Source organism: Streptococcus oralis (assembly GCF_022749195.1).
Classification (GTDB): domain Bacteria; phylum Bacillota; class Bacilli; order Lactobacillales; family Streptococcaceae; genus Streptococcus; species Streptococcus oralis_CI.
In genome coordinates, this window is sequence record NZ_CP094226.1 from 975,216 (window position 1) to 995,894 (window position 20,679).

Sequence of the window (20,679 nt, forward strand, 5' to 3'; positions counted from 1 at the left end):
TTTTCTAAAAATTTCTATAATAGATGTATTATACTACTTTTTCCAGAAATTGAAAAGCATTTTTGGGTTATATTCTCTGAAAACTAAAAATCCCTAGTCATTGACTAGGGACTAAGAGGCATCTTCATGTGATGAGCAGGTTCACACAACTCATCAAGGTCCGCTCCTGCGTTATGACCTCCTTATGCTCAATAGCAATCCGAAGACTACCTATCGACTCATCGCATCTACTATTCTACTAGATAGGGGCACTTTTGTCAACAGCCAAAACGCTTTAACTTCATTTATACAGGTAGATAAGAAAAACCTTGGTCTCCCAAGGTCATTTTGTTTCTATCATGCTAATTGCCGGGATTGAACCGGCGACCTCATCCTTACCATGGATGCGCTCTGCCAACTGAGCTAAATCAGCTTACCTAAAAAGTATACTATAGTTCTATGTTCTTGTCAAGCGCTCTCTTTTAATTTATGGAATGAAAAAAGCTAGACTTATCAAGAATCTAGCTTATAAACTTTTTATTTTGTTAGATCGATTCGCTGTCCCAGTTTACCAATCAAAATCGCTCCCACTATAAGTGATGCAAACTCACCAATTCCAGTAGAGAACCATGTGAAGAAGAAGGGAGCTTCTGTCAAGATATGGAGTTCAGCTGCAATGGTAATCATTGAAATAGAGAAGAGGATTGAAAAGAAGAAATGATCTTTTCGAATCAATCCGTTAAAGAGGTAATCTTTGCTGTATTTTGCAAAGAGCCATACCCCTAGACTAAGGAAAACTAGGGTAGAACCTCCACCGACAAAGACATCTATTAGGCCAAAACTACTAAATAAATTAGCAATCATACATCCAATTGTCACACCGATGATGTATTTAGGGTTGTAAAATGCCAAAAAATTCAACATTTCTGAAATACGGAACTGATACACCCCAAAACTAAGAACATTGATTGGTGGCGTAATAGTCAAAACTACATAAATAGCAGCAACGATAGCGATGTCTGCCATGTCACGAACAGTTAATTTTTTCATGATTTCTCCTTTAACGGTTTCCCGCGTAAAATATGCTTGGTGAAAGAAGCTAAGCACCAAGGGTTGAGATTGTCAACCTTACTAGTATAGCACATTAGCCAGCTTTATGCTATACTAAAATCATGAAAAAACTAATAAGAGCTTTCTTTGATAACGAGATTCTCTCCTACATATTTTTCGGTGGTGCTACGACTCTGGTTTCTATTGTATCACGTTTGGTTATTTATTATATCACCCACCAAGAAATCCTCGCAACTGCACTCGCAAACCTTATCGGGATTCTCTTTGCCTTTCTCACAAATGATACAATCGTCTTTAAACAAGAGAGAAGAAATTGGCCGACTCGCCTGGCTAAGTTTTTCTTAGCTCGTCTCTCTACTCTTGGACTGGACCTTCTTTTAACTTATATCTTTGTTACAACCTTTCCGGATATTATTGGCCAGTTTGTCGAACAGAATATAGATAGGGTTAATACTGTTGAAACTATTCTAGCACAAATTTTGATCATCATTTTAAACTATATTTTCAGCAAAATCTATATATTTAAAAGCTATGACTGACTTCCTGAGCATCTATGTTGATTTCTTTTACAAATTAAGATATAATTAGATAGAAATTTAGGAAAGGACATTATGAAAATGTTAAAGGATTTAAAAGAATTCTTGCTTCGTGGTAATGTTGTTGACCTTGCTGTCGGTGTAATCATTGCCTCTGCTTTTGGTGCTATCGTTACTTCATTTGTTAATGATATCATCACTCCACTTCTATTGAACCCAGCTTTGGAAGCTGCGCAAGTACAAAACATAGCTGAGCTTGCATGGAATGGTGTTACATATGGTAAATTCTTGAGTGCTATTATCAACTTTCTCGTTGTAGGTACTGTGCTTTTCTTCGTTATTAAAGGTATGGAAAAAGCGCAAAACCTTCGTAAGAAAGAGGAAGTGGTTGAGGAAGCACCTGCTGCTCCAACTGAACTTGAAGTTCTTCAAGAAATCAAAGCTCTTCTTGAGAAAAAATAAAACAGATAAAGGATTTAGCTTTAAGTTAAATCCTTTTTTCTTTACTCTTTTGGTAACTTCCCAGCCTTTTCGAGCATTTTCTTAATCAAGTAAGGCATCTTCACATTTTCACGGCCTTTTTTCTCAATGAGTTTTTTGACAAATTCTGGCATCTGAAGATCATCTGTCTCTTTCATGATGTCCTTGGTAGTTGCCGAAGGCGCTAACTCATCAAAGGTTTCTTCTTCTGGGAGAAAAGCTTTAAATTCTTTGTTTTCGTTGGCTCGTACAGTAGCAACTAAAGAGTCAATTAAACGGCTATCCGTATTGGGCATAGGTGGGCGATGGTAGGTGACACCTAATTCTTGACACAACTCATAACATTCTACATCGTTATCAAAAAGAACTTCGATATGTTCACTGATAAAGCTAATCGGGACAAAAATATAATGCTCTGGATGTTGCTTTTGTTCTCGCAAATATTCTAAGACATCTGGCTTGATCCAAGGGATTCCAATATCGCTTTCGCTCTGCCAAGTATTGGTATACTGATCGGTTGTCAGGCCGAGTTGTTCAGCGATTAGCTTGCTATTATCAAAAATCTGATCGATATATGGATCTCCATAGTCCAAGGCAAAAATGGGAACACTGTGAGCTGAAAAGATCACCTTGAAAGGCTCTTCTCCCACATGGTTTCGTAAAATTTTTTCAATCTCATCTGTCCAGAAGTCCAGCAAAGGCTGTTGTTGATACCAGTCTTTAATTACTAAAAATCGGATCTGCTGACTTTCCAAAAACTTTTCATACCCCATCACCGAGTAAAAGGAATAATGAGGTTCCAAAATCAAGCAGATACATTCTTCAACACCATCAGCTTCCATCTGCTTGATCACGTCTGGAATAAAGGGGCGAGAAAACTTATTGGCAAAGTAGATACCGTACTCCTCCCCTATACGTTCTCTTACTAAAGCAACTTCTTCCCTTGTAATCCGCTGCAAAGGTGTCCCACCGATAAGGACGTAGTTGTCATAGAGGGTCTGAATCTCGTGGTCTTCGGGTCTAACACCACGACGAATGTTTGTAAAAAATTCTGCTACTCCTTCAAAACTAATCTCCTCTGGAGATCCAAAGGTCATCATTAATATTGCTTTTTTCATGTTATTATCCTTATGATATTATTTTCACTATCCATTCTATCACGAAAGACAAAAATAGTAAACGCTTCCGACGTCTACTATTTCTTTTGTTCTTTTGTCTTTCTATCTCGCCTTATGATTAGGATGATAACAACAAGGAGTAAAATAACGATAATCAGGAGAAGAAAGGCAAGGATATAAATCCAATGCGTTGGAATCCCTTGATCGAAATACCGTGTTCCTACTGCTTCTCCACTTTTATCCTGGGCTACTTTTACTGGTGCATCCGTTATTTTAGCTAAGAGGATATGCCGTCCGTTGGTAATATTAAGGAAACAGGTGCTTAATAAAACAATCTTGTCCGTTGAGGTCAAGGAGACATCTCGCTTGTACTTGGCTTTACTTAGCAGATATTGATAGTAGGCCTGGTGCTCCTCATCGTTGGAACTCAAAGTTCGGTAAATATCCGTGTCATAGGCATCTACTTCTAAAATCCCAAAAATCTCAAGCCCTCGTTCACGACCGTTATAATAGATAGAGCCATAACGGTGATTTTCGAAAAACTCTTGGTTAGCAAACTTTTGTATCTCACCAAACATGGCACCAGAGGCCATAGAGTGACCATAGATGATGGTGTTAAAGTCGGTAAAGTTGGGGTTAAAACGATAGTCTAGGAATATAGAACCTGACACAGTATAATCGCCAAAAGCATTTCGGTCAAGGTATTTGACATTATCCTGACTCTGCAAGAGGGGATAGTCTACCTTGGTCCCATCGAGGCTAATCCAACCACAAACATCCTTGTTAAGGTGTTGCAAGGTTTCAAAGCCCGTACTGCTAGCATCCTTTTCAATGGGATTATAATGATCGTAGTCACTCGCAAGAACTCTATCAGCTGTAAAAAGACAGAAAAAAGCTAGAAAGAGGGATAGAATGACCTTTATGATCTTGTGACTCGTACTTGTTTTCATATTTCCTTCTTTCTCCTTTCTAGCCTTGAAAATAAAAGAGCAAGAGAGGCTATCCCTTTCTCTATTATTGGTAGTTTAGTCAGTAATGGTATCTTCTCCTTCTTCCTTTGCTTCTCTTCTACGACGCAAGATCAAGTAGAGAATGATGAGCAAGAAGATCAATAGCAAGAGCAAGATAAATAAGATGATATACCATATCCACAAAGGAATCGATGAGAGAAATCGTCCGAGCGACGAATCATCAAAGACGCTGTAAGGGAATGGTTTTGATTTTTTCGTATGGAAGGTGTTCTTTGGAACTGTATCCGTAATCTTGGCAACTACGATATGTCTCCCATTTGTTACGTCTAGGAAACAGGTACTGAGAAGGATGATATGGTCATTTGGCCCCAGTGTAATGTCTCGTTTGTGAATGGCAACCGAGAGTAAGTGATCGATATATTCTTGGCGCCGATCATCCCCATTAATACCTGGATCGTAGATGTTAAAGTCATAGGCGTCCACCTCGAGCATCTCAAAGATCTCAAGACCTTTTTCAACACCATTATAGTAAATACTACCGTAGCGATGCTGGTCAAAGAATTCCTTATCAGAAAACTTTGCTACATCTCCAAACATAACCCCATTTTCTACATGGTGTCCGTAGATGATGGTATTAAAGTCTTCGAACTTGGATTCATTTCGAGCCTCTAGAAAGATAGCTCCTGTAGCTGCAAATTCTCCCTTGGAATCCTTGTTCAGGTATTTCTCATTATCTTTGGCTTGGACTAAGGGATAGTCTATATTAGTGCCATAGACATTGATCCAGCCGAGAACCTCTGGATTGACTTGCTGTAGCTTGTGAAAGCCAGAAAAACTAGCAAGCTCATCCTTCTCACTGGTACTAACAGGTCTATAAGCCTCATACTCACTTGATGAAGCCTGAGAATAAACCTGATTGGCATCCCAAAGGGCGTAGAAACCAAAGAGAAAGACTAAGGCTGCCAAGAGGAGCAAGATATGATTCATCAATGCATCTACAGCAAGGACCAGACGCCTAGACAAACTCCTTTTTGGTTTCTCACGCTTGATTTTCATCGGTCAAACCACTTGCCTAAGCTTGTCTGCGTTTTTTAGACAAAACAACAAATCCAGCCAAACCAAGACCAATCATCAAGATGAAAGGAAGATTGTCAATCAAGAGACCAGTAGGGGTAACGTCTTGATATTTATTGGTAAAAGTGTTGTCGTTCAATTTTTCACCGACAAGAACATTTTCAACTGTATAATCTTGGGCTTGAGTACCATCTGATTTGGTTTTACTTTCACCATTCTCAGTATATTTAGAAGTAGCGGTATATCCTTTGCTTCCGGTTTCTTTTACAGTATAACGAGAACCTGCTGGAAGATTAGCAATGGCAAACTCTTGACCATGCTTCAAAGTAAAAGTTTTAGTAAATGTGACTTTATCGGTAGCAACATCAACATTTTCAGTTTTATCACCATAATGAACTGTAATTTGTGTTACAGGAGATACTGCTGTTTCATTTGTTTTGGGTAATTTTACTGTTATCTCAAATTGGAAATCTTTTGTACGATCCGCAGTCCCTCCGTCAACTTTTTTTAGAATAGTTAAGGATTTTTTTGCATTGTCTGTTATATCTTTTGTTGGTTCATTTGGGTGTTTAGGATCTGTTGGATCAATTTTCCCTCCATTTTTAGTATATGTGTTCTCAAATAAATCATATTTGAAAATATTTGAATTTGAGGATGGAGCAACTTTAGCAGCGCCAGGTTTATTCTCTTCTCTAAAGTAAACAGAAGAAATAAAGGTACCTGAATTTTCTTTATTTTTGACAATTACATGCATTTTATAAGTGCGAGTATCATATTTCACAGCATCTATATCTTGATCATTTTTATCTTTAATAGGTGTATAAGTTTTATCTGTTTCCTTTACGAGGTAAACATACTCGCCTGCATGATCATATGAAACTCCAGCAAAAATGTCACCTGTATCTTTTTTAATGCTTGATTGACCACTAGCTAAGCGATCAGCTTCCGAATATGTCACCGTACGATCAGGAATGAATCCCTTATTACTTTCCGAATTTGAAGCCATTTGATAAGGAGCATCATTTGAAGAAGTTCCAGGTTGTGGAGTAAAAGTAAACCTAAAAGTCGCTTTCGGTGTTGTAATTCCTTCAGCAATATTCAGTGTTTTATTAATAGCTACTTTTGCACTTGTTTCACCAGTTGCTTTAGCAGTTGCCACATCATTATCATCCGCAAATGTTGGCACTCCTCTAAAGACCGACAAGGCGGTTACAGCTGCAATACTTGCAGTAACTAATTTTTTCAAAAATGTTTTTTTCATGATTATTCCTTTTATTTTTATATTTCTTTTTTCATAAATTGTCATCAAAAGCCCCGTCGCCTTAGGACTGTTACCACCTTGCCATGGGTATCCTGTATTGGAATGGTTCCAAAAGCACGGCTATCTACAGCCGTTGTTCGATTGTCTCCGAGGACAAAGAGTTGTCCTGCTGGGACTTTCATCGGGAAGGTAACCCCTTCCTTATAGAGCAGCGTTTCTTTGTAGATATCCTGTTCTTGTTGAGGAGAACCGTTGATGATGAGACCATTTTCATTTATATCGATCGTACTTCCTTCGGTTGCAATGACACGCGCCACTCTTTCCTTACCCTTATAACTATAGACAAGCAGATCACCAATCGAATAACGCTTATCCAATCTATAGTAGACAACCAAGTCGCCATCTTTTAAGGCTGGTTTCATGCCATCGTCATTGTATCTCAATAGTCCAAAGACAAAAAAGTAAAGGGTGGCCAGTATAAACCCAACCATCAAAAGCTTACTGACTAAGTAGAGGATATCTCCCCATACACTAGGCGGAGACTTATCCCGATTGACTTGTGTTACTGTTTTCTTATGTTTCTTTTTAAGTAGCATTATTTTCTCCTATGTACCACTAGATATCCGAGTAGAATTGTAAAGAAGATTCCTCCTAGAGGAAGGATTATTCCTAACACGAGTGTACTGCTGAGGAAGTCAATCCCGGTCTCAGGTACACTATTCTTATCATTTGTAACTGTTGCATACTTGTCCGCATCAAGCTTACCTTCTTTGTTTTCATAAGTAACCTGATAACCAATCGAAGAGTTTGATTCTTCTTCTACGGTATAGGAGCTATCGAGTGGTAGCCCATAAATTTTTATCGTGTGGTCTTTGTTAAGATCAACAGACGCTCGTCCATCAGTAAACTGCAAGATCGTTCTTTTGTTATTCACCAATACATTATAGGAACCATTCAATGGTCTATTCTGAGCATCCTTTATGTTAATGGTAATCTTAAAAGATTTTAATAGATTGGCAAATACACCCGTAACCTTTTTTGTAACGTACAAGCTTGGAAGCTTGTGGTTCGTGACAGTACTGGTTTCATCTTTATTCAGATACCCCTCTTGATTCTCATATGTAACATGGTAACCAATTGTTGATGTGGCTTCTTCTTCAACCTTGTAATGGGTTCCTCGAGGAAGATAGCTTAGAATACCTTTCCAACGTTTTCGTTTGTCAACACGAATCTTCGCTTCTCCATTCACAACATTTATTTCACCAAAAGTTCCATTCAATGGGTTAGAATCAGGTGAGGTTAGTTTTACTTTAATCCAAAACTCCTTGTTCAAGTTGTTTTCAGATTTCAACACTTTTTTGATTGTCAGGCTTGGTAATTGTTTATAGATTACCTTAAAGGATGGGTTAGTTTCTGTACCAACATTTTTTATTTCTTTGGTAAAGGCTGGGACGTCCGGTGCAATTAAATCGTATTGATATCCTTTGGCAACTTTTTCAAAGTTCCTCGTTTCATTAGATACGTTTTTTCTAACATTCACATTGGTCTTTCGATATTCTTGATTGTCAGAACCTCCGTTCTTGTTCTTTTGAACCAGTTTCAGCTCAACATTACTCGGTTGATCAGCTGTAATAACAGTTCTCGCACCCGTCACACCTTGCCATTCAACTTCCACTGGTACCGTTAATGGATCCGAAGGCTTAAATGTTGGGTTGTCAGAGTATTCTTTGGTCTTGGTTTGGGAGGTGCCTATTCCATAGGAATAGGTGACACTGGCACCTTTATTGGAATAGAGTTTATTGACATCAGAACCTTCAGCATCACCAGCCTCTATCTTCTTATCACCAGCAATAGCATCTAAGGCATCTTGACTAGATGTAACAGTAAATTTAAGGACATATCTAGCTCCATCTTCTAAGGAATAATTCGGAGAAAATTTAGCCGTAACTTCCACTAATCCTTCTGAGGTTGTTTTGGTATCAAAAGTTACTTGATTTTCAGTTAATATTTCACTACTACCAGCCTTTTCTTTCACTACACGAAACTCTGACGATCCGTTCGGTAATAGCTGAACATACTTAGAAAGAACATCCTTTATGGTCACGTGGTGGATTCCCAGTGGCAGAATCTTATCAGTGATATCTTTGAAACTGTCTTGTAACTGGTCTTCATCATTTGCAGAGAATATTTCATTTGGAATGGAGGCATTATGTTGCCTCATATAATATTGCAGACTGGTAATACTGTCGACATTATTTGAATAACGAAACTTAATGGAATAAAAGCCATCTAGTTTTGGAGCGAGACTATAGGCTAGATTATTGATAGAGCCATCTAAATTATTCCAGAACCATTCAGGCGCCGTTTCTGATCCATCCTGATTATTATAGTTGTAAACTGTATAACCATTATCATTGTAATACATATTGGCAAAACCATCTGATAGAACAATAACAACCTTCTTGGCATTTGGTCTTGCACTATCTATCAATTGATTAGCAATACGAATACCCGCACTAATATTGGTTCCTGTACCGATTCCTGATTCAGTCCCTATTGATTTGCCACCAGCAATTCTCATATTACTGACAGCAGTCTTTGAACCACTAGCATCGTTATTCCAATTTAAAATTGTTTCCGCATCATCCCATGGGGACACACCATCATAAAATGCTGTTCTCTCTTCATACGGCCAATACCGATACCCCCACTCCCATTTTCGGTAGTAGGCATTCCATGCTTGTTCCGCAAACTTATTATCAATCTTTCCGCCAAAACCTACCATGGATAACCGATTATTTGAATTGGATAAAATCGTATCAATTAATCCCTGACGATCTCGAGTTCCTTTAAGGGTATTTTTTAAAGCATCCAATCTTGTAATTGTTCGGCCAGTAGAAGAAGGAACATCTCTCTTGTTCATACTTCCTGAGAGATCTGCTACTAAAACAACATCTAAGGGATCCGTTTGAGTTTCTGTCCCAAGCTTAGAAGTGATATCCAATGACAACTCATACTTGTCATCTTGTCCGGATATCGGAGTAATTGTCTTGTGAAGAGTTGTCTGAGGTTCTGTATTAGAATCAGCATTTAACATACCTATCGGAGCACACAAAAAGAGAATAGCTAACAGTGTAACTAAACGGCGCGCAATAATTTGAACTTTCTTAAAATCAAAGCGAATGTTCATTTTATTCTCCTTAACTAGAATGTTTTTTACATTGTTACTATATCAATCTATAGATTGATAAAACAATTTTACACTAAAGTCCAAACAGTGTCAATCAATATAATTATTTTATATTATATCGATTGTGAAATGGCATGATTCTTCTTTGTCTTTCAAACTATTCTATGGTAAAATGAAAAAAGAATAGAATAACCGTTTTTCTATTTGAGATTATTATGGATTTGAGTTATTATATTTTTTAAATCATAAAACCTTCGGAATTAGTTTTTTCTGAAGATAGCATTTTATTTTTAATTGTAAAAGGAGTTTTTATGACTTATCCGAACCTTTTAGATCGTTTTTTGACCTACGTTAAGGTCAACACGCGTTCTGATGAACACTCTACTACTACTCCAAGTACGCAAAGCCAGGTAGATTTTGCGACCAATGTCCTTATTCCCGAAATGAAACGTGTCGGTCTGCAAAACGTCTACTACCTTCCAAATGGTTTTGCTATTGGTACCTTACCAGCTAATGATCCCAGCCTGACACGCAAGGTTGGCTTCATCTCCCACATGGACACTGCTGACTTTAATGCTGAGGGAGTTAATCCGCAAGTCATCGAAAATTACGATGGTGGAGCTATCGACTTGGGTGATTCAGGCTTCAAACTGGATCCTGCTGATTTCAAGAGTCTTCAGAAATATCCGGGCCAAACACTTATCACAACCGATGGCACGACCTTGCTGGGTGCTGATGACAAGTCTGGGATTGCTGAGATTATGACTGCTATTGAATATCTGGCTGCTCATCCTGAAATCAAGCATTGTGAAATCCGTGTCGGTTTTGGACCAGATGAAGAAATTGGTGTCGGTGCCAATAAGTTTGATGCAGAAGACTTTGATGTTGACTTTGCCTATACTGTTGATGGGGGCCCACTAGGGGAGCTTCAGTACGAGACTTTCTCAGCAGCTGCTGCTGAACTCCATTTTCAAGGGCGCAATGTCCATCCTGGTACTGCTAAAGGTCAGATGGTCAATGCACTTCAGCTAGCGATTGATTTTCATAATCAACTTCCTGAGAATGACCGACCTGAACTAACAGATGGTTACCAAGGTTTCTATCATCTTATGGATGTGTCAGGTAGTGTAGAGGAGGCGCGTGCAATCTATATCATTCGAGACTTTGAAAAAGATGCCTTTGAAGCACGTAAAGAAGCTATGCAGTCTATTGCTGACAAGATGAATCAAGAACTTGGGAATGATCGCGTGACCTTGACTCTGACTGACCAGTACTACAATATGAAGGAAGTCATTGAGCAAGACATGACTCCCGTTACCATTGCTAAAGCTGTTATGGAAGATTTAGGAATCACGCCTATTATCGAACCAATTCGTGGAGGAACAGATGGCTCTAAGATTTCCTTTATGGGTATCCCGACTCCAAATATCTTTGCTGGTGGTGAAAACATGCATGGACGTTTTGAATACGTCAGCCTTCAGACTATGGAGCGTGCGGTTGATACCATCATTGGCATTGTAACTTATAAAGACTAAAAAAGACGAGGTAGCTCAGCTACTTCGCCTTTTTTTATTCGTTTTATTGAGCACTTGGCTCAGACTCACTTTGCGCTTGCTTTTCTGTTGGTTTAGAAGCAGCTGTTTCACTGTCTTTCTCAGACTTAGATTGGCTATCCGTTTCACTTGCTTTTGAACGGAATTCCTGGTTCAAGCTAATGATTTCTTTAGCTAGAGTGAGGAGACCTTCTTTATCACTGCTTTTGGCTGCAAGTTGATCAAATAGGCCATCAACACGTTCAAAGTCTGCATCGGATCCCTTGTTATCCTCAAGATACTTGTGAAGAGAGAGCAAGACATTATAGAGTTTTTGATAGATGATCACCGTTTGTGGATCTTGTTCTGCTTCTTTTTTCTCTCGTTGGATAGTCGCTGCAATACGATTTAAAAGATCCTCAAGTTGTGTTTTAGCTTCGTCAAGGTCTGCATTTTCCTTTTCAGTAGCCGCTTTGATATTAGCTGCTTCTTCAGCTAGGGATTGTTTGACACCATCTTCTTTGACACGTGCTAGGAGTTGGGCAGCTTTAGTTAGGAGAGCATCCACTTCTTCCTTCTTAACATGGCTAACCCGCTCTTCTGGCATAAAATCACCGTAGAGTTCTTTTAGGAATTCATAGATGGCGGTCTTAGCAGTTTGACTATCTACTTTTTCCGTATCTAGAATAGTCTTACCAACTTTTGTAGAAACGGGTTCTTCTTTGAGAGCTTCTTCTACTTCTAGCTTAGTTTGGTAAATAGTTGGGAATAACTTGTTCAAGTCGGTTGCTTTGAGGAAAGATTGTGACTGGTAAAGTTCCCATGTCAATTTAGCAACACGGTTTCGAAGTTCTTCTCTCAAACGACCATCAGATACATGTTCGTAGAAGTACTTGATGTACTCTACTGTTGTAACTCCTGTCCGATCTCGGAAATCTTGCAAGGCCTGCAGTTTCGCTTCAATGGCAGCCAACTCTGTCTCATCCTGTGCTAGTTTTGCTTCCTGCAAATGTACCAAAAGATCTTTCTTAGGCAAGCCATAAGTGTCCGTATCCAGTGTATTGATCTTATCTACAAGGGCTTGGTACTTCTTATCTAAAGGTGAAGTTTCAACCGGTGCCACACTTTGATCCACATGGATGTATTGTTTATCGAAGAGATCCAAGGCTGCTAGGTATCCAGCAGTTGAGTTTGTTGCCAGTTTTTTCATATTTTCGGTGAACTGCCCCAAAACAAGTTCAACACGTCTCTGCATGATTGGCTGATCTTTGTAGAGACTTCTGCTATCTGCTAAAAGTTGATCCACCTTAGATAGAACTGTTTGTTCATCAAATGCTCCAGGTTGATAGGTCGATTGTAGGGCTGGAATCTTGTTTTTCAAAGCTACTTCATATCCCTTAGTTTGAACCTTGATGTAGTGATTGTGGTCTCCGTGAGGAATCACAAAACTACCACTTTCTACCTGTAAACTATAAGGAGATACCCCATCACGTAGGGCAGTCGTATACAGTTCATTTAGGAAATCCAGTTCTGGATTCCCAGTTTGGAGAGGAATACGAACATGTTCTTTTCGAACAGCATAGGGATGGATATGGGTTGGATCATAGGCTTGATCCGGATTTCCAAAGACAAAGAAGCCGTTTGAAATACGAATCGCTTCGAGCGGAACCCCGTAGGTCTGTGAGATATACTTGATTTTTTCTTCATCGCTAGCATCTCTTGAGAAACTTTCCACAGTCTTTGCAAGTGGTTGAACGTGCTGAGACTGATGATTTTCTTTCAAGTGATCTTGGGCAGCTTTGATTTGGGCTGCAGTCAAGTCTTTCTTAAAGAAATAATGAGCGTGATCTCCATGAGAAACTACAAACCCTTGCTCATCTTCACTAATAACACGGTCAGTTGCAAAACCATGATCATGTTCTTCACCGTGGTGATGGTCATGCTCCTCTCCATCATGGTCATGATCTTCGTGGTTGGTATCCTGACTTCCATGGTCACCGTCTTGGTCATGAGGATGATTTGGTTGAGCTGGATGTTCTGCTGGTTTGCTTGGATTTTCCAAAGGTGTTGGCTTCCCACTGTCGCTAGATAAAGGAATCATACGCGCAATCTTTTCTTCCAAGGCAGAAAGCTTTGTATATGGGATGAAATGATAGTGATTACCGTGAGGAATCGCCACGCCACTCGGTGTTCTGCTCGAAATCTTAGCAGGGTCAAAAATCAAGCCATCTGATTCAGCATAACGTTGACTACTTGGAAGAGCATAGAGTTGCTGCAATAGACTCTGTAAGCTCTCTTCTGGATTTCTTGATCTTTCAGCTTCTTGACTCGGATTGCTAGTTTGACTAGTTGTGTTTGGACTCGGACGATAGTCAGTCACACTTGCTTGTTTTCTAGTTCCAGAGAGGTAGGCTTGGGCAGCAGCTAATTCGCTAGCAGACAAGGAGCTCTTTGGAATGTAGTGGTAATGTCCACCATGAGGGACAATATAGGCATCTCCAGTATCCTCTATAATATCAGACGGATTAAAGATGTAGCCATCATCTGTAGTATAACGACCTTGAGATTGCGCAAGCGCCACTGCACTGTTAGAAGTTGGTGCATCGTGAGTATGACCTTGTTTTTGGCGCTCAATTTCGTCCTTCGTACGAATGTTATCAGCATGAGCCGCATCTTTAAGGTAGACATAATACTTACCATCCACCTTGATAATGTAGCCACCTTTGATTTCATTGACAATATCAGCGTCTTTCAGTTGAAAATTGACATCTTTCATCAACAGTTCTTCGCTGAAAATCGCGTCAAAAGGAACTTTACCATTGTAATAATGGAAATGATCACCGTGTGAAGTCACATAACCTTGATCGGTAATTTTCACAACAATTTGTTCAGCCTGAATATCTTCTTTTTTGTTAACTTGATCTGGTGTCTGGGTCTCTGTTTTTTGAGAATCTTGCTTCCCGTCGACATAAGACACACGGTTATTATCTTTGTTTCCTTCTACCTGGTGTTGGTTCAATGCATAGATGCAAAGGCTTAGGGAAAGGACAAGAGCCGATCCTGCTGCAAGGTATTTCTTCTTCATTTTCATCATCTCCTCATTTTAATTCTTCTGCTAGAACATTCATGTTTTCTTCTAGATTTTCTAAGTAAGTTTTGTCATTTTCAGGATCTGCTTCTAAAGGATTGAGTGTCTTTAGACTAACTCCTGTTGATTTGACCAAGGTCTCAGCGACTTTAGAAGAAGCATTGCTCTCAGTAAAGATGGTTTTAACCTTATAGGTTTTAACGAATTCTTGGATTTCTGTCAACTGTCTCGGACTTGGCTCTTGTTCAGGGGAAATCCCTGCTATACCAAGTTGTTTCAAACCAAAGCGTTTAGCGAGATAAGAAAAGGCTGTGTGTTGTGTAACAAAGGTCTTTTGACTCGCTTTTTCAAAAATAGGCTGGTACTTCTTAGTCAATTCTTGGGCTTTAGCGATAAAGTTTTTAGCATTCTTTTGATACGTTTCCTTATTAGCACTATCAATCTCCGAAAGTTTGTCAGCGATAATCTGAGCTTCTTCACCTGCTTTTTCAGGATCTAACCAAGTGTGTGGGTCGTAGAGTGTTTTTTCATCGATGCCGTCACCAGCTTCTACATCTTCTAAACCTGGAACACGCTCCAAGGTCATTCCTTCAGAAGCTTCTAAAACCTTAACTTTTGAGTTTTTCAAGTTAGGATCTAGACTTCCAGCCCAAGATTCGAGCGTATGAGAATGGTAGACAAAGACATCCGCGTCATAGATAGCAGCAATGTCATTTGCTGACGGTTCAAAGGAGTGAATCCCACTACTTGACTGAATCATCCGTACGTCATTCAAATCACCTGATACCTCTTTGACCATGGCATAGATTGGGTAAAAACTTGTTACAATCTTCATCCCTTTTGCTTCTTGTTTTTCTTTTTGACCACATGCTCCTAAGACAAGAACCAGCAGACCTACCACTAATAATAGAAATGTTCTTTTTTTCATCGTTACTCCTTAACTAGTATTTAACCATTTAATTAACTAGTAAATAGTTTATCTTTTTTTATTTAATAAGTCAAGATTTTAATCGTCAAAAATAAAATCACTGTTTTAGGACTCTTTGATTCATTTTTTTAAGACGGTAACCCCCAGCTTTTTTAACAAAGAAAAGGACATTATTCTATCAAAAATAGAACAATATCCTTTCGAATAGATTATAACTAATAAAAATCTTTTAAGATTTTATTTGTTTTAGTGTCTTAATGTCATACATCACTAATTCACCATTTTTATTGTAAAACTGAACCCCTTCTGGTTGAAAGATTAGAAACTTAGGATCAATTTGGGCAATTTTCGCTAACTTTTCTATATGTTCATTTAAAGTTACTTTATCTAACCCATAGTCTGGTAAATCATCATCATTTTCTTCTTTGGAAATTTCTTTATTTTCTGAAGGAATTTCGTTGTTTGTACCAGTCTCATTCTCCCCTATATTTTTCTTCGGTTGCTCCTCAGTTTTATCTACAGTAGTCTTATTCTTATCACTATTTTCAGTATTGTTTGAATCAAGTTTTAATTCTTCATTAGGATGTGTAGACGTTTCAGTTTTAGATTCCTTTTCTTTCATTCTTTTGGCTATTAAGTCCTGCGCTTGTTTCCATTCTACTTCTGATAAGTCGGATTTAGTGATACTTCTCAATGAACCACCTCCAGCTCTTGGAATACTAAATGATTTGTCTTCCCATACAAAAGTTTCTTTTGCCAATACATCTTTCGGATCAAAAATATAACCATCTGGAGTTGCAAATCGACCTTCTGCTAGAGCTTTCTGAACTTCTTCAGCAGAATGGATAATTTGCCAATTCTGCATTCCAGCGCGTTTTTCAAGAGGAGTCACATTAGCAATAACGGAACCTGAATCCTCGTGACCCGGCTTAGACCAAACTTCAGGACGAACCTCAGGGTGTTGCATGACATATTTAATAGTCGCAATTTGATCAGGCTCTAACCATGAGTAAGGCACAACATGAATATGATCAATGTGTGGAATAATGAATGAACTTCCAGTATCATAGGTAGTATTCGCTGCATGCATCGGCAAACTTGAGACATCTACAGCTAATCTTGGTTTGATTCCTGTGTCTACTATATCATAACGATAATGATCTCGATCCTTAAGCATGAGTTCTTGTTCAGAAAAAGCAATTTGAGTAAGATCAAGTTCATCTCGAGAGTAGAAGTATTCTTTTCCGTTTTCTTTAAGAACATAGCCTACTTTACCATCTTTAGTCACTTTACCAGTCACTTTTTTTGAATCAAATTTTGGTTTTTCTTTGTTATCCATATTCTCTGAAGGAATAACACTCTCATTAGGTTGGCCTTTTTCCTTCATCCATTTGCTAACTTCATCTAATTCGAACTGTTCTAACTCTCCAAATCCCACATAATGGAAATGATTTCCATGTCTCGCTATAATGCCTGATTTATCAACTGAATAGATAGAATCTTTACTGAATACATATCCATCACTAGTATCGTATGGTTTGCCATCCAGACCCTTACCATAAGCCTTAATTGAATTTCCTAAAAATGTATGCTCAACTGTACTGTTTGTTGGCTTTTGAGTATTTACTGGCCTGTTGTTTCCGTTATTTTGTCCTTTTACAGAAATCATTCTCGCAATCTTCTGCTCTAAGTCAGACATTTGAGAATAAGGGATGAAGTGATAATGATCTCCGTGTGGCACTGCAACACCATTCGCAGTTTTTCTTGTAATCTGCGCTGGATCAAAGACAAGCCCATCTGATTCCACGTGTCGTTGACTGAGCGGCAAGGCATAAAGTTGTTTCAGAAGGCCATCAATATCCTCATCACTTTGACTTGCTTGGTTATCGTCGCTACTGTTGTTAGCTGTGTCCGTGTTCGTATAGCTGTTGTTTTGATTGTTATAGCTGTTGCCTTGGTTATTATAGGATGGGGTCCATCTATCTACATCGCTGCTAGCACTGTTGTTATTGGTGCGGCGATAAGTAGGCGTATTTGATTGACCACTTCTACCAGATAGGAAGGCTTCTGCGGCAGCCAATTCGCTGGCTGATAACTCACTTTTAGGAATGTAATGGTAATGGTCGCCATGAGGAACGATATAAGCATCACCAGTATCTTCAATGATATCGGATGCATTAAAGATGTAACCATCATCTGTGGTGTAGCGTCCCTGTGAACGTGCCAAGGCTACCGCACCATCGTTTGCTGAAGTCCCTCTTTCACGATGCTGACTATGCTCCTGTTTTTGTCGATTGATTTCTTCTTTCGTACGGACATTATCTGCATGGGCCGCATCCTTAAGGTAAACATAGTATTTTCCATCTACCTTGATAACATACCCCCCCTTGATTTCACTGATAATATCCTCGTCCTTGAGCTGGTAGTTTGGATCCTTCATCAGCAACTCTTCACTGATGATAGCATCATAAGGAACCTTGCCATTATAGTAATGATAATGGTCTCCATGTGAAGTGACATATCCCTGGTCTGTTATCTTGATGACGATTTGCTCAGCATTGATTCCTTCTTTTTTACTAACCTCATCAGGAGTTAGATTCTCCGTTTTTTGTGCTGCTTGTTGTTTACCATCTATATAGGAAACACGATTATTTTCTTTTACAGTTTGAGCTTGATGCAAACCTAGTTCATAAGCACAGACACTTAAAACAAGTGTAGCTACTGACCCAGCTAGATATTTTTTATTGATTTTCATTCTTTCCTCTTTTCTTAAGTATATTTGATTCACTATAAAATAATAAACCAGTTAATTAACTAGTTAATAGTTTACTCTTTTTAATATTGCTTGTCAAGAATTTTACATATCCACATAATAAAAATGAAAGCCTCTTTATCGAGACTTTCATTTTTCATTAGTTTATTTTTTCCTTACTTACAGATGAAGGATTACTTTCTTTTAACAACGCAAGTAATTTTTCTGCTTCTGCCATGATACCATTATTATCCATAGTTTGAAGAATCAAACTATTTCGTAAACCAGCTAGAGTTTCTGTTGCATTAGCTTTAAGACTAGAATCCGTTACTTTCGCAAGCAAAACTTCTGCTTCTTTGAGTTTGGCTTCTACTTTTTCAGTCTCTACTTGAGGGACTTCTGGCTCAGCAGGTGTTTCCTCTACTGGCTCTTCGTCCGCTTTGAAGTTCTTATTTGGTTCATCACTGTGGTCTTTCTTGCCTAACACATGCTCACTGGCATTGCCCCATCCATCATTAGAATGTGGACGTTCGTCAGGGTGTTCTACGTAGTACTTAATCGTCGCAAACAAATCTTCCAAGGTATAGCCATTTGGAGCTTTGTATGTGTGATCATCAAACCAAGCAAATTTAATGTTATGGTAATGATCCTTATGAGGAATAATCAAATTACCGTTTTTAACCTCAACTGTATGCTCAACCATATATGGAAGTCGAACGAGTGGAATTCGTTTTTCCCCTTTCACACGATTGTAAATAGCTGCTGCACTATCTCCAGTTGGATTTGCTTGAACATCTGCGTCTGGAGATGGAGGTAGGATACCTTTTTCTTTAGTATAGGCTTGAGCTGCAACTTTTTCCTTATCAGAAAGGCTGTCTTTTCCAATCCAGTGACTATGGCCCATATGAGGCGTTACATATGCATCTCCTTCATCACTGATTATATCATGTTCGTCAAAAATGTAACCATCTGACGTTGTATACTTATCAGCTAATTGAGCAATACGAACTTCGTCTTCAGTATACTCAATCTGAGAATTTGGCTTGCCAAGTCGCTCTGGATGGGTAATTGGTGCTAGGAATGCCAATAAATCATCTACCAATTTTCCTTTATTAGAAGATTCATCATTCAAGCGTTCTGCTAATTTGTCTAAGGCTTGGAAATCAGAAGTACGACCCTTATTTTCAGACAAGGCTTTATGAGCCTCGGCCAATAAATTATATGCTTTATCATAAAATTCTTGGTCACGAGGAGCGACATTTTCTTTTTTAGCAGTTAAAGTGTGCGAAACACTCTCTTGTTTTGATAACTTGCTTTCAAGATTTTTAACAGTTTCAGATGGTAAATCTTTCGCAAAGACATAACGAGAGATGCCCTTTTCTTCGAATACATATCCTTCCCCAACTTTTCGTACCAGCTGACTAACCAAAGAAGAATCTGAGTCTATTTTAAGATTTGGTGCAGGTTGCGGGCTTGGACTAGGTTCCGGAGTCGGTTGTGGACTTGGTTGTTCTGGTCTTGAATCCGGCACCCAGTGGTTTGAACGATAGCGAAGCGGGATGATGCGAGCGATTCGTTCTTCCAATTCAGACATTTGTTCGTAAGGGATAAAATGGTAATGGTCCCCATGAGGGACAGCTACACCTCTGGCGGTTCGACTTGTAATCTGTGCCGGGTCAAAGATAAGGCCATCAGATTCCACATGTCGTTGGATTAAAGGCAGTTTGTAGAGCTGTTTCAAAAGACTATCAATGTCATCACTTTGACCTGCTTGACTATCGTCGCTACTGTTGTTAGATGTGTTTGTGTTCGTATAGCCACTGCCTTGATTATTATAGGATGGGATCCATCTATCTACATCGCTACTGGTACTGTTGTTATTGGTACGACGATAAGTAGTCGTATTTGATTGGCCACTTCTACCAGATAGGAAGGCTTCTGCTGCAGCCAATTCGCTAGCTGATAACTCACTCTTAGGAATGTAATGATAATGGTCGCCATGAGGAACGATATAAGCATCACCAGTATCCTCTATAATATCAGAAGCATTAAAGATATAACCATCATCTGTGGTGTAGCGTCCCTGTGAACGTGCCAAGGCTACCGCACCATCATTTCTTGGAGTCCCACCTTCACGCTGCTGACTATGCTCTTGTTTTTGTCGATTAATTTCTTCTTTTGTACGGACATTATCGGCATGGGCTGCATCCTTAAGGTAAACATAGTATTTTCCATCTACCTTGATAACATAACCACCCTTGATTTCACTGATAATATCCTCGTCTTTTAGCTGGTAGTTTGGATCCTTCATCAGCAACTCTTCACTGATGATAGCATCATAAGGAACCTTACCATTGTAATAATGATAGTGGTCTCCATGTGAAGTGACATAGCCTTGGTCTGTTATCTTGATGACGATTTGCTCGGCATTGATGCCTTCTTTCTTGCTGACTTCATCAGGAGTCAGATTCTCCGCTTTTTGTGCCGCTTGTTTTCCATCTATATAGGAAACACGATTATTTTCCTTGACTGTTCTGGCTTGATACAGTCCCAACTCGTAAGAGCAAACACTTAAAATTAAAGCTGCCGCAGAACCAGCAAGGTATTTTTTATTAATTTTCATTGAAACTCACTTTCTTTTTGATATTTCTAGTTGCAATTCATTTCTGAATTGCAGAAACTCCCCTCTATTACTTAAC

At 38.9% G+C, this 20,679-nt stretch carries 14 protein-coding genes, 1 tRNA gene and 1 riboswitch; of the genes, 3 read left to right on the forward strand and 12 right to left on the reverse strand.

The window, feature by feature from the left end; genetic code table 11:
- Window positions 1-339: 339 nt before the first annotated feature.
- Both MP387_RS04780 and MP387_RS04785 read right to left on the reverse strand, forming a co-directional pair.
- Window positions 340-412: transfer RNA gene (locus MP387_RS04780), tRNA-Thr, on the reverse strand.
- Window positions 413-516: 104 nt separating this feature from the next.
- Window positions 517-1,029, reverse strand: coding sequence for a QueT transporter family protein (locus MP387_RS04785; protein WP_242745421.1), 513 nt, complete (start codon window positions 1,027-1,029; stop codon window positions 517-519).
- Window positions 1,027-1,123: riboswitch (PreQ1 riboswitch) on the reverse strand. (Overlaps the previous gene by 3 nt.)
- A 28-nt stretch (window positions 1,124-1,151) precedes the next feature.
- Here MP387_RS04785 and MP387_RS04790 point away from each other — a divergent pair.
- Window positions 1,152-1,589 carry a GtrA family protein gene (locus tag MP387_RS04790; RefSeq protein WP_242745424.1) on the forward strand — a complete coding sequence of 146 codons (438 nt, stop codon included), beginning with the start codon at window positions 1,152-1,154 and terminating at the stop codon, window positions 1,587-1,589.
- 78 nt (window positions 1,590-1,667) lie between these two features.
- Window positions 1,668-2,048 (forward strand): large conductance mechanosensitive channel protein MscL, encoded by a 381-nt coding sequence (gene mscL, locus MP387_RS04795; protein ID WP_061852644.1) that lies wholly within the window; start codon window positions 1,668-1,670, stop codon window positions 2,046-2,048.
- Window positions 2,049-2,089: 41 nt separating this feature from the next.
- Here mscL and hemH read toward each other — a convergent pair whose 3' ends face one another.
- The 6 genes from hemH to pitA all read right to left on the reverse strand — a co-directional run bounded on the left by hemH (window position 2,090) and on the right by pitA (window position 9,680).
- A complete protein-coding gene (gene hemH / locus MP387_RS04800; RefSeq protein ID WP_242745426.1) occupies window positions 2,090-3,184 on the reverse strand; it encodes a ferrochelatase in 1,095 nt (364 codons plus the stop codon).
- Window positions 3,185-3,261: 77 nt separating this feature from the next.
- Entirely contained in the window at window positions 3,262-4,134 is an 873-nt protein-coding gene (srtG2, locus tag MP387_RS04805; RefSeq protein ID WP_242745428.1) for a PI-2 pilus system class B sortase SrtG2, read from the reverse strand.
- A 75-nt stretch (window positions 4,135-4,209) separates the two neighbouring features.
- Complete coding sequence (gene srtG1 / locus MP387_RS04810; protein WP_242745430.1) at window positions 4,210-5,211, reverse strand: PI-2 pilus system class B sortase SrtG1; 1,002 nt, start codon at window positions 5,209-5,211, stop codon at window positions 4,210-4,212.
- A 16-nt stretch (window positions 5,212-5,227) separates the two neighbouring features.
- Window positions 5,228-6,535 carry a DUF7601 domain-containing protein gene (locus MP387_RS04815; RefSeq protein ID WP_278190184.1) on the reverse strand — a complete coding sequence of 436 codons (1,308 nt, stop codon included), beginning with the start codon at window positions 6,533-6,535 and terminating at the stop codon, window positions 5,228-5,230.
- Window positions 6,535-7,086: a PI-2 pilus system signal peptidase SipA gene (sipA, locus tag MP387_RS04820; protein WP_242745432.1), complete on the reverse strand. Its 552-nt coding sequence runs from the start codon at window positions 7,084-7,086 to the stop codon at window positions 6,535-6,537. Before sipA ends, MP387_RS04815 begins: the two co-directional genes overlap by 1 nt.
- The gene (gene pitA, locus MP387_RS04825) at window positions 7,086-9,680 is read right to left on the reverse strand and encodes a vWA domain-containing protein (RefSeq protein WP_242745434.1); all 2,595 of its coding nucleotides are present in this window, start codon (window positions 9,678-9,680) and stop codon (window positions 7,086-7,088) included. The genes sipA and pitA overlap by 1 nt, the downstream gene beginning before the upstream one ends.
- A gap of 311 nt (window positions 9,681-9,991) precedes the next feature.
- Between pitA and pepT the strand changes: the two genes are divergently transcribed.
- Window positions 9,992-11,215, forward strand: a complete 1,224-nt coding sequence (gene pepT / locus MP387_RS04830; protein ID WP_242745436.1) for a peptidase T — start codon at window positions 9,992-9,994, stop codon at window positions 11,213-11,215.
- Between the two features lie 43 nt (window positions 11,216-11,258).
- Here pepT and MP387_RS04835 read toward each other — a convergent pair whose 3' ends face one another.
- The 4 genes from MP387_RS04835 to MP387_RS04850 all read right to left on the reverse strand — a co-directional run bounded on the left by MP387_RS04835 (window position 11,259) and on the right by MP387_RS04850 (window position 20,603).
- A complete protein-coding gene (locus tag MP387_RS04835) occupies window positions 11,259-14,297 on the reverse strand; it encodes a pneumococcal-type histidine triad protein (RefSeq protein WP_278190185.1) in 3,039 nt (1,012 codons plus the stop codon).
- Window positions 14,298-14,310: 13 nt separating this feature from the next.
- A complete protein-coding gene (locus tag MP387_RS04840; protein WP_242745440.1) occupies window positions 14,311-15,228 on the reverse strand; it encodes a metal ABC transporter substrate-binding protein in 918 nt (305 codons plus the stop codon).
- Between the two features lie 229 nt (window positions 15,229-15,457).
- Window positions 15,458-17,983: a pneumococcal-type histidine triad protein gene (locus MP387_RS04845; RefSeq protein ID WP_242745442.1), complete on the reverse strand. Its 2,526-nt coding sequence runs from the start codon at window positions 17,981-17,983 to the stop codon at window positions 15,458-15,460.
- 157 nt (window positions 17,984-18,140) lie between these two features.
- Window positions 18,141-20,603: a pneumococcal-type histidine triad protein gene (locus tag MP387_RS04850; protein WP_242745444.1), complete on the reverse strand. Its 2,463-nt coding sequence runs from the start codon at window positions 20,601-20,603 to the stop codon at window positions 18,141-18,143.
- Window positions 20,604-20,679 lie beyond the last annotated feature (76 nt).

Excerpts from the sequence above, each read along its gene's own strand:
- MP387_RS04785 (WP_242745421.1), bottom strand. The coding sequence starts at position 1,029 with ATGAAAAAATTAACTGTTCGTGACATGGCAGACATCGCTATCGTTGCT.
- MP387_RS04790 (WP_242745424.1), top strand. The coding sequence starts at position 1,152 with ATGAAAAAACTAATAAGAGCTTTCTTTGATAACGAGATTCTCTCCTAC.
- mscL (WP_061852644.1), top strand. The coding sequence starts at position 1,668 with ATGTTAAAGGATTTAAAAGAATTCTTGCTTCGTGGTAATGTTGTTGAC.
- hemH (WP_242745426.1), bottom strand. The coding sequence starts at position 3,184 with ATGAAAAAAGCAATATTAATGATGACCTTTGGATCTCCAGAGGAGATT.
- srtG2 (WP_242745428.1), bottom strand. The coding sequence starts at position 4,134 with ATGAAAACAAGTACGAGTCACAAGATCATAAAGGTCATTCTATCCCTC.
- srtG1 (WP_242745430.1), bottom strand. The coding sequence starts at position 5,211 with ATGAAAATCAAGCGTGAGAAACCAAAAAGGAGTTTGTCTAGGCGTCTG.
- MP387_RS04815 (WP_278190184.1), bottom strand. The coding sequence starts at position 6,535 with ATGACAATTTATGAAAAAAGAAATATAAAAATAAAAGGAATAATCATG.
- sipA (WP_242745432.1), bottom strand. The coding sequence starts at position 7,086 with ATGCTACTTAAAAAGAAACATAAGAAAACAGTAACACAAGTCAATCGG.
- pitA (WP_242745434.1), bottom strand. The coding sequence starts at position 9,680 with ATGAACATTCGCTTTGATTTTAAGAAAGTTCAAATTATTGCGCGCCGT.
- pepT (WP_242745436.1), top strand. The coding sequence starts at position 9,992 with ATGACTTATCCGAACCTTTTAGATCGTTTTTTGACCTACGTTAAGGTC.
- MP387_RS04835 (WP_278190185.1), bottom strand. The coding sequence starts at position 14,297 with ATGAAGAAGAAATACCTTGCAGCAGGATCGGCTCTTGTCCTTTCCCTA.
- MP387_RS04840 (WP_242745440.1), bottom strand. The coding sequence starts at position 15,228 with ATGAAAAAAAGAACATTTCTATTATTAGTGGTAGGTCTGCTGGTTCTT.
- MP387_RS04845 (WP_242745442.1), bottom strand. The coding sequence starts at position 17,983 with ATGAAAATCAATAAAAAATATCTAGCTGGGTCAGTAGCTACACTTGTT.
- MP387_RS04850 (WP_242745444.1), bottom strand. The coding sequence starts at position 20,603 with ATGAAAATTAATAAAAAATACCTTGCTGGTTCTGCGGCAGCTTTAATT.